Annotated in this window: 12 protein-coding genes; 3 read left to right on the top strand and 9 right to left on the bottom strand. The window is 69.5% G+C overall.

The features are described 5' to 3' along the window. Nucleotides 1–15: 15 nt before the first annotated feature. Nucleotides 16–1,977 carry a transglycosylase SLT domain-containing protein gene (locus tag FG323_RS10475; RefSeq protein ID WP_141454476.1) on the bottom strand — a complete coding sequence of 654 codons (1,962 nt, stop codon included), beginning with the start codon at nt 1,975–1,977 and terminating at the stop codon, nt 16–18. 62 nt (nt 1,978–2,039) lie between these two features. Here FG323_RS10475 and FG323_RS10470 point away from each other — a divergent pair, with 62 nt between their 5' ends. Beyond that, nucleotides 2,040–2,840, top strand: a complete 801-nt coding sequence (locus tag FG323_RS10470; protein ID WP_249889385.1) for a sulfite exporter TauE/SafE family protein — start codon at nt 2,040–2,042, stop codon at nt 2,838–2,840. Between the two features lie 21 nt (nt 2,841–2,861). Here FG323_RS10470 and FG323_RS10465 read toward each other — a convergent pair whose 3' ends face one another. The 4 genes from FG323_RS10465 to FG323_RS10450 form a co-directional block, all read right to left on the bottom strand. Beyond that, nucleotides 2,862–3,623 carry an endonuclease/exonuclease/phosphatase family protein gene (locus tag FG323_RS10465; RefSeq protein WP_141454629.1) on the bottom strand — a complete coding sequence of 254 codons (762 nt, stop codon included), beginning with the start codon at nt 3,621–3,623 and terminating at the stop codon, nt 2,862–2,864. 38 nt (nt 3,624–3,661) lie between these two features. Next, complete coding sequence (locus FG323_RS10460) at nt 3,662–4,492, bottom strand: thiol:disulfide interchange protein DsbA/DsbL (RefSeq protein WP_141454475.1); 831 nt, start codon at nt 4,490–4,492, stop codon at nt 3,662–3,664. 102 nt (nt 4,493–4,594) lie between these two features. Beyond that, nucleotides 4,595–5,248 carry a thiol:disulfide interchange protein DsbA/DsbL gene (locus FG323_RS10455; RefSeq protein WP_141454474.1) on the bottom strand — a complete coding sequence of 218 codons (654 nt, stop codon included), beginning with the start codon at nt 5,246–5,248 and terminating at the stop codon, nt 4,595–4,597. A gap of 101 nt (nt 5,249–5,349) precedes the next feature. Beyond that, nucleotides 5,350–6,141, bottom strand: a complete 792-nt coding sequence (locus tag FG323_RS10450) for a c-type cytochrome (RefSeq protein WP_141454473.1) — start codon at nt 6,139–6,141, stop codon at nt 5,350–5,352. Nucleotides 6,142–6,292: 151 nt separating this feature from the next. Between FG323_RS10450 and yihA the strand changes: the two genes are divergently transcribed. Further along, complete coding sequence (gene yihA / locus FG323_RS10445; protein WP_141454472.1) at nt 6,293–6,895, top strand: ribosome biogenesis GTP-binding protein YihA/YsxC; 603 nt, start codon at nt 6,293–6,295, stop codon at nt 6,893–6,895. A 36-nt stretch (nt 6,896–6,931) separates the two neighbouring features. Here the strand turns inward: yihA and FG323_RS10440 are convergent, their stop codons facing one another. The 3 genes from FG323_RS10440 to FG323_RS10430 form a co-directional block, all read right to left on the bottom strand. Further along, nucleotides 6,932–7,879, bottom strand: coding sequence for an MBL fold metallo-hydrolase (locus FG323_RS10440; RefSeq protein WP_255470152.1), 948 nt, complete (start codon nt 7,877–7,879; stop codon nt 6,932–6,934). Nucleotides 7,880–8,025: 146 nt separating this feature from the next. Next, nucleotides 8,026–8,859 (bottom strand): helix-turn-helix transcriptional regulator, encoded by an 834-nt coding sequence (locus FG323_RS10435; protein WP_141454470.1) that lies wholly within the window; start codon nt 8,857–8,859, stop codon nt 8,026–8,028. Nucleotides 8,860–8,874: 15 nt separating this feature from the next. After that, nucleotides 8,875–9,591, bottom strand: a complete 717-nt coding sequence (locus tag FG323_RS10430) for a VIT family protein (RefSeq protein WP_141454469.1) — start codon at nt 9,589–9,591, stop codon at nt 8,875–8,877. 178 nt (nt 9,592–9,769) lie between these two features. Between FG323_RS10430 and FG323_RS10425 the strand changes: the two genes are divergently transcribed. Beyond that, entirely contained in the window at nt 9,770–11,134 is a 1,365-nt protein-coding gene (locus FG323_RS10425; RefSeq protein ID WP_141454468.1) for a glutamate--cysteine ligase, read from the top strand. Nucleotides 11,135–11,186: 52 nt separating this feature from the next. Here the strand turns inward: FG323_RS10425 and FG323_RS10420 are convergent, their stop codons facing one another. Further along, nucleotides 11,187–12,875 (bottom strand): serine hydrolase domain-containing protein, encoded by a 1,689-nt coding sequence (locus FG323_RS10420; RefSeq protein WP_141454467.1) that lies wholly within the window; start codon nt 12,873–12,875, stop codon nt 11,187–11,189. Between the last annotated feature and the right edge of the window lie 59 nt (nt 12,876–12,934).

Below are 12,934 nucleotides of genomic sequence, written 5' to 3'. Positions count from 1 at the left end.
ATCGTGGCGAGGGGATCAGCTCTTCGGCATCCGCGCATCCGGGCAGGTGAACTCGCGGCGCTTGCCGTCGAGCTTGCCGAGCATGCGGTCGCTGATCGGCAGGGCATTACCGTTGAGGCGCCAGTCGTAGATCACGCTGAAGGCGAGGATGCGGGCGACGTACTCGCGGGTTTCCTTGTAGCTGATGGTCTCGATCCAGATGTCCGGATCGTAGCCGGGCCGCTGCGACTGCCAGCGTGCGGTCGGGGTGGGGCCGGCGTTGTAGGCGGCGATGGCGACATAGGGAACGCCGTACTTGTTTTCCATTTCGCGCAGGTAGGCGGTGCCCAGCGCGATGTTGGTGTCCGAATCGTACAGGCTGGCGGCACCGCCCCAGGGCAGGCCCAGGCGCCTGGCGGTGGCCGCGCCGGTGGCCGGCACCACCTGCATCAGGCCCATCGCGTTGGCGCCGGAGCGCGCACGCGGATTGAACACGCTTTCGGCGCGGATCTCGGCGGCCACCCAGGCGGGGTCCAGCGCGTGGCGGGCGGATTCGCGGCGGATGGTCTCGCCGTGGTGCAGCGGAAAGCGCAACTGGTACAGGCGCTGTTCGTCCGGACGCTTGCCCAGCGAGAACACCGCGCGGTCGAACCAGCCGTTGTCCTGCGCCACTTCCACTGCGATGCGGCGCTGGGTGTCGTCGAAGCGCGCCAGCGCGCTGTTCCATTCGGCAACCGCCCAGCCGGAGCGATCCAGCTTCCACAATTCCATCGCGCGGACGATGGCGGGATCGCGGGCGATGGCGTCCTTGGCCGCCTTGTCGTCGTCGGGTATCCACGGGCACAGCGCGTAGGGCTGCTTGAGCCGGTCGGCGGCGAGGAAGCCGTGGAAGGTCGGCGCGCGCGCGGCCTCGCGCAGCAAGGGTTGCGCGGCGGCGGCGTCACCGGTCTTCTCGGCCATCCGGGCCTCGAAATAGCGCCAGCGCGAATCCTCGCGCTGCTTGGCCGGCATCTTGCGCAACGCGACCAGCGCGGCGCGCCAGTCGCCACGCGCCATCGCCTCGCGCACGCGCCATTCGTGCAGGCGTTCGTCGTAGGCCGACTCGGGAACGGCGTTTAGGCGGCGCGCCGAATCGGGCTCGTAGGACGCCACCGTCCACAGGGCGATCTGGTAGAGCACGCGGCCGCGATCGGCTTCGGTCATGCCCAGCGCGCTGGCGTACTGCGGCAGTTGGGTCTCGGCGGCGCCGGGATCGCGGCTGGCCAGCCGCGCCAGGCCATAGCTGGCCATGCGCCGGCTGCGATCGGTCTTCGGCCAGTTCAAGGCGCGCGGGTGCACGGCGTCGATGAAGGCGGCGTAGTCGTTGGCCAGCACGGCTTCGTCTCCCGGCAGGCCGCGCGCGGCGGTGCGCATCACCGCGGTCTGGCTCTCGGCGGCGGCCGCGTCGATGCGCTCCCAGCGCAGCGCGGGTGGCAGGCCGCCCTTGTTGGCGAGGATCGCGAACACCGGATCGCAACCGTCCGGCAGCGACTTGGCCGCGCCGCGCCACAACGCCTGCGCGTCCTTGACCCACTGCGCGTCGGCACGGCCGGTGGCCTGGCGCGCATCCAGTTCGGCGCAGCGCAGGGTGGTGTTTTCGGTGGGCTTCCACGCGCCGAGGAAGGTCGGCCAGTCCTGCCGGCGGGCCAGCGACGCCAGCCACAGGGCGCGGAAGTTCTCCGCCACCGCCTGGCCTTCGTAGCGCTTGAGGAAAGCCTGCGCCTGCGAGGTCGGCAGCTTGTCGACGTCGCGGCGCAGCGCGGCCAGTTCGATCCAGCCATAGATCGGGTGCGAGGCGAGGCTTGCATACTGCGCGGCGTTGAACTGCCCACGCTCGGCGGCTTCCAGCGCCGCGCGCAGTTGTGGCCGTTGCGCATCCAGGTTCTGCGCGCGGACGGCGGCCAGGGGCAGGAGCGCGAGCGCCGCAGCGAGTACGATGAGTGGGGTGGGACGGGTCATGGCCGGAATATACCGGAGCCGGCTGAACGGTCGCGTGCGTATCGCGTGGAAGGAGATTGCGTTTGGATCATTTCTGGATATTCCCGTTGCTGGGCGTGGTGGCCGGCGTATTGGCCGGCCTGCTCGGCATCGGCGGCGGCCTGGTGCTGGTGGCCGCGCTGGTCTGGGTGCTGCCGTTGTTCGGCATCCCGAAGGAAGCGGCCATGCACGCGGCGCTGGCCAGCTCGCTGGCGAGCATCGTGCTGACCGCGACTTCGTCGGCGTACGCGCATCATCGGCGCGGCAGCGTGATGTGGCCGACGGTGGTCTGGATGGTGCCGGGATTGCTGCTGGGCGGCTGGCTCGGCAGCGGGCTGGCGGTGTATCTGGACGACAACGTGCTGCGCTGGGTAGTGGCGATCTACTGCCTGATCGCCGGCGCGCAGATGGCGTTCGGGAAAACACGCAACGGTGCCGGCAACGGGGACGCCGCGCCGCCGCGTGGCTGGCCGATGACCGCGATCGGCTCCGGCATCGGCGCGGTGTCGGCGGTGGTCGGCATCGGCGGCGGCAGCATGACCGTGCCGGTGCTGGTCTGGCATGGAATCGCACCGGTCCGCGCGGTGGGCACCTCGAGCGCCTGCGGCGTGGCGATCGCGATCGGCAGTGCGCTGGGCTATGCCTTGCACGCACCGCCCGGCGCCCTGCCGGAACACGCGGTGGGCTACGTCTACCTGCCGGCGGCGATCGGCGTGGCGGTGGCGTCGGTGCTGGCGGCGCCGTGGGGCACCCGGCTCGCGCACGCCATCGGTGGCACCGCGCTGAAGCGGGTGTTCGCGATCTTCATGGTGGTGATGGGGATCAGCATCCTGGTCGCGGGCTGACCGCGGCCGGGAATCCGTTGCTCAGCGCAGGGCTTCGGCGGGCACGTCGATGCTCATCGCCAGGGCAAGATGATCCGAGTTGGCGGCGGGCATTGCGCGCGCACCGTCGGCGACCAGCGCTTCGCTGATCAGGATGTGATCGATGGCGCGCTGCGGGCGCCAGCTGGGAAAGGTCGGAATCCGGTGCTGCGGCGGACGCAGCCGGGTGTTCCGGTACAGCACGTCCATTTCCGGCGTGTCGGGCATGCAGTTGAAGTCGCCCATCAGCACGGCGTGCGGATGATCCGACAGCAGTTCGGCGATGAACGACAACTGCGCGCGTCGCGAGTTGGCGCCCAGCGACAGGTGCGCGACGGCGACGGTGAGACCTTCGTCGCCATCGCCGAACCGCGCCACCAGCACGCCGCGGCCGCTGATGCGGCCGGGCAGCGCGTGGTCGCTGACTTCCACCGGTTCCAGCCGGCTCAACAGGCCGTTGGCGCTGGACGCCACCCGCCCGACGTTGCGGTTGGGCTGGTGGGTCCAGTAGTCGAAGCCCGCGCGCTCGGCCAGGTAATGGGTCTGGTTGGTGAATCCCGAGCGCAGGCTGCCCGGATCCGCCTCCTGCAGGCCGACGATGTCGTGTTCGCCGGCGAGCTGCGCGATGGCGTCCAGGCTGCCCCGCTTGTTGCCGGCCGGCAGCGCATGCGACCAGCTGCGGGTCACGTAGTCGCTGTAGCGGCGGGTGCTGGAGCCGGCCTGGATGTTGGCGCTGAGCACCCGCAACCGGCGCTTGCCGGGCATCGTCGTCATGGGGGGCGGGGAAACCTGGGGGGTGCGGCTTACTTGGCGGCGCGTTCCTGCGCGATCAAGTGATCGGTGATGCGCAGCATGTCCTCGAAGCTGCGGCCCTTCACCTTGTATTTGCCGTTGACGACCAGGCTGGGCGTGCTGTTGACGCCGGACTGGATCGCGAACTGCTTGGCGCGGTTGACCTTGGCATTGATGCCGAAGCTGTTCATCAGGCCCAGGAATTCCTTGGCGTTGACGCCATAACCGGCGTAGAACTCGGCGACCTTGGCCGGATCCGGCTTCCTGCCTTCGCCCGGCAGGCTGCGCTCGGCGTGGATCTTGGTGAACACCGTGTCATGGGTGCGCTCGACCAGGCCCTTGCTCTCGGCGGCGTAGAAGGCCTGCGCGTACGGCAGCCATTCCGGGCCGAAGGCGACCGGGACGTAGGTCAGGCGGACGTCGGCCGGCAGCGTCTTGCGCCACGGCATGACCTGGGTCTGGAAGCTGGCGCAGGCCGGGCAGACATAGCCGAACACTTCCACCACTTCGATCTTGCCGTTGAGCGGCGCGTAGGGCTGGCCGTTCGGAATCAGCTCGTAGTCGACACCGGCGACCGGGGCGGGACCGGACGGTGCGGTCGGCGCGGGTGCGTTTGCCGGTGCCGGGGCCTCGGTGGCGGCCGGTGCGGCACCCTCGGCGGGCGCGGCGGAGGAGTCCGCCGGCGCGGCGGCGTCGGTGCCCGGTGCCGGGGTTTCCGCCGCCGGCGCGGTGGCGGGAGCCGCCTCGGTGGCCGGCGTGGTCGCGCCGGGCGCGTTGGTCTGGCCACAGGCCGCCAACAGCGGCAGCAGGGCGAGCGTCATCAGGAGCGGACGAAGTTTCATGGCACTGACTCCAGCATGGGAAAGGTTCGGGGGCGGGCGCCGAGGCCCGCCAAGGGACCGCACATTCTGTGCCGCGGGCGAAGCGGTGTCACCCGCATTACGTTACTTGCGGGCGCCGCGCTCGCGTGCGACCAGCCAATCGGTGATGCGCAGCACGTCGTCGTAGGTGCTGCCACCGGTGACGCGGTACTTGCCGTTGACGACCAGCGTGGGCGTGCCGCGCACGCCGCTGGCAATGGCGAAAGCACGCGCCTTTTCCAGCCGCGCATCCACTTCCGGACCGCGCAGCAGTGTGTTGAAGCGGGCGCGGTCCACGCCGTAGCCGGCATAGAAGGTGACCAGCTCATCGGCCGAGGGATTGTTCATCGGCAGTGCGCCGTTTTCGTGCAGGGCGGCGAATACCGCCGCGTGGGTCTTGCCCAGCACGCCGCTCATTTCGGCGGCGTAGTAGGCGCGCGCATACGGTACCCAGGAAGAGGACAGCGCCGCCGGTACCTGCACCAGTTGCACCGCCGGGCCCTGTTGGCGCTTCCAGGCCTGCAGCTTGGGTTCGAAATGGGCGCAATGGATGCAGGCGTAGGAGAACACCTCCGCCACTTCGACCTTGCCCTTGACCGGCGCGAACGGCTTGCCGTCGGGAATGACCTCGTAGTCCACGCCTTCCTTCGGGGCCGGCGCGTCGGCGGCCAGCGCCAGCATCGGCAGCAGCGAGAACAGCGCCGACAACACGAGGCGCAGGGTCAGGCGGGTCTTCATGGGGTTTCCTCCACGGGCGCTGGAAAAAGAAACGCCGGCCATGGTGGGGCCGGCGCAATGAACAGGAGCTGTGAATCAGGACCGCGGCGAAGCGGCGAAGTTCACGACTTCTTGGCAGTCGCGGTCTTCGCGGCGGCTTCGTCGTCGGCACGGTCGTGCAGACCCTGCAGATAGCTGCCCAGCGCCTGGATTTCCTGCTCGGTCAGCGAGTGGACGACCTGCGCCATGGTGTTGAAGTGGGTCGGATCCTTCTCGGTGGTCGTGCCGGCCTGGTACTCCTGCAGGCGGCGGACCACGTAGGCCTGCTGCTGGCCGCCGACGTGCGGATAGGCCGGGCCCGGATTGCCGGCACCGGTGGGGCCGTGGCAGGCCATGCAGGCCGGAACGCCGCGGCTGGCGTCGCCGGTGCGGTAGAGCTTCTGGCCGATCTCGTAGAACTTCATGTCCTTGTAGACGCCGTCGGCGACGACCGAATCGTCGGCCAGGCCGGCACCGGCCTTCTGGGTGGCGAAGTAGGCACCGACGTCACGCATGTCCTGCGCGCTCAGGGTCTGGGCGAACGGCACCATCACCGCGGCCAGGCCGCCGGTGCGCTGGCCATCGGCGAACAGCGCCAGCTGGCGGGAGATGTAGCGTTCGCTCTGGCCGGCGATGCGCGGGTACTGCGGATCGGTCGGGTTGCCGTCGGCGCCATGGCAGGCGGCGCAGGCGGCGGCCTTGGTCTGGCCGGCCTTGGCGTCACCCCAGGTGGTCTTGGTCAGGTCGATATCCAGCGACGCGGTCTCCACCGGCGCATTGTCCGGCACCGGTACGACCGTGGTCTGTGCATAGGCAACCGCCCCAACGGCCGCAATGGCCAGTCCTGCAAGTCCCCAAACGCGAGCGTGGCGCATGCTAAAGCTCCGAAAAACCTCAAGAAGCGGTGCCCCATGGCAGCCGCGAAACCCCGGAATTATCCCTGCGGGGGGGCTCCGCGGTCAATTCTGGCCCGCCAGCGGGGCGAACCCTGCCGCCATCGGCGTCCGCGCATGCCATCCTAATGGCATGTCGAACCTGCTCAATTCCGCCCGATACCTGCTGTCGGCGCACAATTTCCGCCAGCTTCCGGCCGATGCCGGCCGTGAAGTGGCCTTCGCCGGCCGTTCCAATGCCGGCAAGTCCAGCGCGCTGAACGCGTTGACCCGCCACAACGCGCTGGCCCGGGTCTCCAAGACGCCCGGCCGGACCCAGCAACTGGTGTTTTTCGAAGTCCAGCCGGGCCGCCACCTGGTTGACCTGCCCGGCTACGGCTACGCCAAGGTGCCGCAGGAACTGCAGGCGCACTGGCAGGCCTTCATCCAGGACTACTTCCAGCGCCGCGAGGCGCTCAAGGGCCTGGTGGTGGTGATGGACATCCGCCACCCGCTCAAGGACTACGACCGGCAGATGCTGGGTTACGCGGTGCAGTGCGGGCTGCCGGCGCACGCGCTGCTGACCAAGGCAGACAAGCTCGGCCGCGGCCAGCAGTCGCAGACCCTGCAGGCGGTGAAGAAGGAACTGTTCTCCGCCTTCGGCGACAGCGTCGGCGTGCAGGTGTTCTCCTCCGAGTCCAAGCAGGGCGTGGACGAGGCGCGCCAGGTGGTCATGGACTGGCTGGAACTGGCCTAGCGCGCGCTGGCCCGGCAACCACCGGGCCTTCGCCGATCACGGTTCGCCGGGCAGCGGCGAGAACTCCGCCGGCACCCAGGCAAAGGCGTCGTCGTCACGACGGACATGGCCCAGTCCCGGGAATGGCAGGTGCGCGCCGGCCAGCCACCAGCCGCCATCGGCGGTCCGGGCCATGAGCGTGCGGCGGCTGGCGATCGCCTGGCCGCGATCCAGATCCGCCTCGAAGGAAGCGTCCGGGCGGGCGAACTGCACCGCGTGGTAGTGGACGATATCGCCCCAGACGAGCAATTGCTGGCCTGCGCCGGCCTTGAACAGGAACGAGGTGTGGCCGGGCGTGTGGCCGCGCGAATCCAGGCCGTCCACGCCATCGGGCAGCCGTTCGCCCTGCGCGAACAGCTGCAGCCGGCCGGCGGCGCGATAGGGCGCCACCGCATCGCGCGCCATCTTGAACAACGGGCGATACATGGCCGGCGTGCCGGCGCGGGTTTCGGTCGCCGGATCCAGCCAGTAGTCGGCGTCGGCGCGCGCCAGCCAGACCGTGGCGCTCGGGAACGCCTCGCGTCCCTGCGCATCGAGCAGTCCGCACAGGTGATCCGGATGCGCATGGGTGATCAGCACCTGATCGACCTGCTCCGGTGAATAGCCGGCATGGCGCAGGTTTTCCAGCACATGGCCCAGGCCCGGTCCGAAGCATTGCGCGGTGCCTGCATCCACCAGGGTCAGCACGTCGCCGCGCTGGACCAGATAGGCGTTGACCGCGGTCTGCAATCCCTGCGGGCCTTCGGGGACATGGCGCGAGGACAGCAGCGCCTGCTTGCCGGCCTCGTCGATGCCGGACAGTTCGCTGCGTGCCAGTGGCACCACGCCGTCGAACAGCGCGGTGACGTGCAGGTCGCCGATGACCTGGTGGTAGACGCCGGGTATCTGCCGGTTGGGCGCGGTCTGTGCGTCGGCGGGCAGGGCGAGGGTGGCCGACACGGCCAGTGAAGCCAGCGGGAAAAGGCGGGGATGCAACCGGATGGAAGCCATGGAGTGGGAGGAATCGAAGCGGCGGCGTCGCGGAGACGCCATCCTAGGCAGGCGCCCGCGAGCGCAACGCTCAATCCGTGGCGTCAAACGCTCAATGCGGTTCAGGCATTGCCGATGCGCGCGGGATCCAGGCCGTAGCGTTCGCCGAAGCGACGGCTGAAGCTGGCGACCGAACGATAGCCGACCCGCGCGGCCACCGTCTTCACCGGCCAGTCGGTGGTGTAGAGCAGATCCATCGCACAGGCCAGGCGCGCGGCGGCGATGATCTCGCGCAGCCCGGTACCTTCGCCGGCCAGCCGCCGGCGCAGGGTCGCGCCGCTCAGGCCGAGCGCGGTTTCGATGTGCTGCGATTGCCAGTCGCGGGCGGGTTCGGCGCGGATCAGATCGCGGATCCGCATCGCCAGGCTGGGTGGTGGCGGCACCAGCATCGCGGTGTGTCCGCGCCGGCACAGCGCCACGGTCAGCGCGGCCAGCGCCAGCCGTGCCTCGGTGTACTGGCCGGCCTGCAAAGACGCCAGCCAATGCTGCAGCTCCGGTGCGAAATCGGCGCTGTCCAGGCGCGCGAGATCGTCGCCCCGGCCGGTGATCGGTTCGGACCACAGCAGGCGCGCAGCGGCAAGCACTTCCTCGCACAGCGGAATCGTGACCGTCAGGTAGAGGCCGCTGTCCGGATCGGGGATATTGACCACGTCCATCCGGCAACGGCGCGCGATCAGGAACAGATCGCCAGGGGCGAATTCCAGTGCCTGCGCATGCGTGCGCACCTGCTTGCGACCGCGCAGCACGATCGCGATGCAGGGATGATCGATGTCCACCGCATGCGCGCCGTGCTCGTGGCGCGCGGTGATGCAGGCGTAGCCTTCCGCGCGGGCGCAGTCGACCAGCATGCCGAGACGCGCGAGCAGGGAGGGATCGGGTTCGACGACCGCGTTCATCGGCAAGGCGATGGATTACACGGCGACATTGAACAGCCGGCCCACCAGCGCCGCCGCCGCCATCGCCACCGCGCCCCAGAAGCCGACCCGCCATGCACCGCGCAGCACCGGCGCGCCGCCGATGCGCGCGGCGAGGCCGCCGGACACCAGCAGGCCAACGAGCGTGACGGCGGTGGTCACCGCCGCGACCCGATCCGCCGGTGCCAGCACCGACGCGGCGATCGGCACCGCGGCGCCCGCGGTGAAGGCGGCGGCCGAAGCCAGCGCCGCCTGCAATGGACGCGCGCGCAGTTCCTCGGTGATGCCCAGTTCGTCGCGCGCGTGCGCAGCCAGCGCATCATGCGCGGTCAGCTGTTCGGCAACCTGGCGGGCCAGCGCTGGCTCGAGTCCGCGCTGCACGTAGATCTGGGTGAGTTCTGCAAGCTCGAGGCCGGGCTCGGCATGCAATTCGCGTTTCTCGATGGCGAGATCCGCTGCTTCGGTGTCGGCTTGCGACTGAACCGACACATATTCGCCGGCCGCCATCGACATCGCGCCGGCGACCACGCCGGCGACGCCGGTCATCAGCACGGTTTCGGCTGCCGCGCCGCTGGCGGCGACGCCGACCACGATGCCGGCCACCGAGACGATGCCGTCGTTGGCGCCCAGGACCGCCGCGCGCAGCCAGCCGACCCGGTTGGTGCGGTGGAGTTCGGGATGGCGGCTGGTGGGGAGCGGACGATGGCGGGGCATGGCGGCAGGGTAGCCGCAGCGCCACGCGGGGTCGAGCCGGGGGCGGCCAGCACAGGCGCGGAACACTGCGATGTGGGCGATGGCGATGATGCCGGGACGGGCGGCACGCTATATTGCCGCCCTTGTGGCGCGTGCGCCGCAGCCCCACATCGTCGTTCCCTGCCGTGCGAGCCCGCCTTTGTCCAGCCCCAGCCACGTTGCCGATACGCTGATCACCGATCGCACGCAGCTCGTGCAGTACATCGCCGGCGGCGAGAAACCACGCGCGGACTGGCGCATCGGCACCGAACACGAGAAGTTCGGTTTCCGCCTGGACGATCTGCGTCCGCCGGAATTCGACGGCGAGCGCGGCATCGAGGCGCTGCTGAAGGGCCTGACCCGGTTCGGCTGGGACGCGGTCGAGGAAAAGGGCCGGGTGATCGCGCTGACCCGCGACGGCGCCTCGGTCACCCTGGAACCGGCCGGCCAGCTGGAGCTATCCGGCGCCGCGCTGGAAACCATCCACCAGACCTGCGTGGAAGTCGGCACCCACCTGAAGGAAGTCAAGGAAGTCGCCGACGAACTGCGGCTGGGTTTCCTCGGCATGGGCTTCCAGCCCAAGTGGCGGCGCGACGAAATGCCGTGGATGCCCAAAGGACGCTACAAGATCATGAAGTCGTACATGCCCAAGGTCGGTTCGCTCGGCCTGGACATGATGACCCGCACCTGCACCGTGCAGGTGAACCTTGACTACGCCAGCGAAGCGGACATGGTGAAGAAGTTCCGCGTGTCGCTGGCGTTGCAGCCGATCGCCACCGCGCTGTTCGCCGATTCGCCGTTCACCGAGGGCAAGCCGAACGGTTACCAGAGCTATCGCTCGCACATCTGGACCGACACCGATCCGGATCGCACCGGCATGCTCGACTTCGTGTTCGAGGACGGCTTCGGCTACGAACGCTACGTCGACTACCTGCTCGACGTGCCGATGTATTTCAGCTACCGCGACGGCATCTACCACGATGCCAGCGGGCAGAGCTTCCGCGACTTCCTCAAGGGCGAGCTGCCGGTGCTGCCGGGCGAGCTGCCGACGCTGCGCGACTGGTCGGATCACATGACCACCGCGTTCCCGGAAGTGCGGCTGAAGAAGTTCCTGGAAATGCGCGGCGCCGATGGCGGTCCATGGAACCGCCTGTGCGCGCTGCCGGCGTTCTGGGTGGGCCTGCTGTACGACGACGCGGCGCTGGATGCCGCCTGGGATCTGGTCAAGGACTTTACCCTGGCCGAGCGGCACGCCCTGCGCGACGGCGTGCCGCGTGACGCGCTGAAGCTGCCGTTCCGCGGTGGCACGGTGCGCGACGTCGCCGCCGAGGCGTTGAAGATCGCGGTCGCCGGCCTGCGTCGGCGCGCGCGCGTGAACAGCAAGGGCGTGGATGAAAGCGGCTTCCTCGACGCGCTGATCGAGATCGTGGAATCCAACGAGACGCCCGCCGAACGCAAGCTCAAGCTGTTCGCCGGCGAATGGAACGGCAGCGTCGATCCGGTGTTCCGCGAATTCGCCTACTGAGCCGTCGCCGCCGGCATCCTGGTTCGGCCAGCGGCACGCATGTTGGCGCGACTCAGCGAGCGGCGACCCGCTCGAAAACGATGTTCTCCGCGACCGGCCCTGACAGCAGGAAGCCGGTGACACGTCCGTCGCCATCCCGCTGGAAGGCCATTTTCTGCAGAAACCACGCCGAGCTGCGGAACTGATCGCGCTGGTAGGGTTGCAGCATCGCGTCCGGCCAGCGCGGATGCCGCACCCATAGTTTTCCGTCCCGGGCGACCAGTTCGTATTCCGTGTCCAGTTCATCGCTGCGGTAGCGGCCAGCGAATTCCTGCGCGCGCACGCCGGCGGGATCGAAGCCGGCCAGCGTCACCCGTGGCGCCGGGATCCTGCCGTACAGGCCGATGACATAGTCCAGCCGAACGGACGGACCGCGCGCGTCTTCGGGGAACTCGAGCGACTGGTGGAATTTCTCGCTCAACAGGAAGCGGCGCGCCGACAGCGCGGGCAGCTCCGCCGGCTCGCCGCCGTCGGGCGTCGACAGCAGCAGGTGCCGGCCATCGCTGCGCAGGCTGAAGATGTAGCCGGGAAACAGTTCGTAGTCGCCGGCATAGGCGGCTAGCTGGCGACGGCCTGGCCTGCCGGTCTCCGGTGCCGGTGCGCGCCAGGCGGGACGATGCGAGAGGTAACGCTCGGCGATGCCGTAGGCGAGGATCGAGGTGTCGATGTCGTTGGCGTTGGCCACCACCGCCACGCTGAAGCGTTCGCCGGGCACGCGCAGCAGGAAAGCGCGGTAGCCCGCGTCGCGGCCGCCGTGACTCCAGGTATCCAGGCCGTTCCAGGCATGGCGCTCCTGGCCGAGCGCATAGAAGTTGACGGTGCCATCCGACAGCACGCCCTGCTCCTGCATGCGCGCGAACAGCGCGGCGTCGCCGACGGCATGGGTCTCGAAATTCAGCGCCCAGCGGCTGAGATCGGCGGCGGTGGTCAGCAGCCCGGTGGAACCGGTGGTGGTGGTGCTCAGCACGTCGCGGACGTAGCCGCCCTTGGATGATTGCCAGGACGGCACCCGATGCGGCACCCGGTCGTCGATGTCGTCGCCGAAGCGGGTATGGCGCATGCCCAGCGGCTGGAAGATGCGCTCGTCGCAGAACGCCCGCAACGATTTGCCCGAGACCCGCCGCACCACTTCGCCCAGCAGCGCATAGCCGGTGTTGTTGTACTGATACCGGCGGCCGGGCGCGAAGTTGCCGCCGCGCTGGCGCAGCACCATCCGCAGGACCTGCTCGTCGGTGAGCAGATCCTCGTCGCGCCAGCCGGCCGCGGGCATCAGGGTGCCGAAGTCGCGCAGGCCGGCGGTGTGGTTGAGCAGTTGCCGCAGGGTCATCGGCGCCCAGCCGGCGGTTTCCGGCAGATGGCGCGGGAGTGGATCGTCGATGGACAGCTTGCCGTCCTGTTCCAGCAGCAGGATCGCGAAGGCGGTGAACTGCTTGGAGACCGAGGCGACGTGGAAGACCGAATCCGGGGTGACCGGCGTGCCCTGCTCCAGATCGGCGGCACCGGCCTCGGCGTGCTGGGCGATTGCGCCGTCCAGGGTGACCGAGACCGCCACGCCGGGCATGCCGGGACGATCCCAGGGAGCCAGCAGGGCGCGCACGGCGGCGGCCGGCGAGACCAGTTCCACCGAGGCGGACTGCGCGCGCGCGGCGGGCCAGGCCAGGGCCAGCGAGGCCAGTAGCGGCAGGAGGAAAAGACGACGCATCGCGTGCTCCTTGGACGAGGGGAGCCGCAGGATGTGGCGTCGCGGCACGGGCCATCGAC

The organism is Pseudoxanthomonas sp. z9 (assembly GCF_006542425.1).
GTDB lineage: Bacteria > Pseudomonadota > Gammaproteobacteria > Xanthomonadales > Xanthomonadaceae > Pseudoxanthomonas_A.
Note: the sequence above shows the minus strand (reverse complement) of the source record. Positions and strands in the feature narration are given on the sequence as shown.

Excerpts from the sequence above, each read along its gene's own strand:
- FG323_RS10475 (WP_141454476.1), bottom strand. The coding sequence starts at position 1,977 with ATGACCCGTCCCACCCCACTCATCGTACTCGCTGCGGCGCTCGCGCTC.
- FG323_RS10465 (WP_141454629.1), bottom strand. The coding sequence starts at position 3,623 with ATGCCCGGCAAGCGCCGGTTGCGGGTGCTCAGCGCCAACATCCAGGCC.
- FG323_RS10460 (WP_141454475.1), bottom strand. The coding sequence starts at position 4,492 with ATGAAACTTCGTCCGCTCCTGATGACGCTCGCCCTGCTGCCGCTGTTG.
- FG323_RS10455 (WP_141454474.1), bottom strand. The coding sequence starts at position 5,248 with ATGAAGACCCGCCTGACCCTGCGCCTCGTGTTGTCGGCGCTGTTCTCG.
- FG323_RS10450 (WP_141454473.1), bottom strand. The coding sequence starts at position 6,141 with ATGCGCCACGCTCGCGTTTGGGGACTTGCAGGACTGGCCATTGCGGCC.
- yihA (WP_141454472.1), top strand. The coding sequence starts at position 6,293 with ATGTCGAACCTGCTCAATTCCGCCCGATACCTGCTGTCGGCGCACAAT.
- FG323_RS10435 (WP_141454470.1), bottom strand. The coding sequence starts at position 8,859 with ATGAACGCGGTCGTCGAACCCGATCCCTCCCTGCTCGCGCGTCTCGGC.
- FG323_RS10430 (WP_141454469.1), bottom strand. The coding sequence starts at position 9,591 with ATGCCCCGCCATCGTCCGCTCCCCACCAGCCGCCATCCCGAACTCCAC.
- FG323_RS10420 (WP_141454467.1), bottom strand. The coding sequence starts at position 12,875 with ATGCGTCGTCTTTTCCTCCTGCCGCTACTGGCCTCGCTGGCCCTGGCC.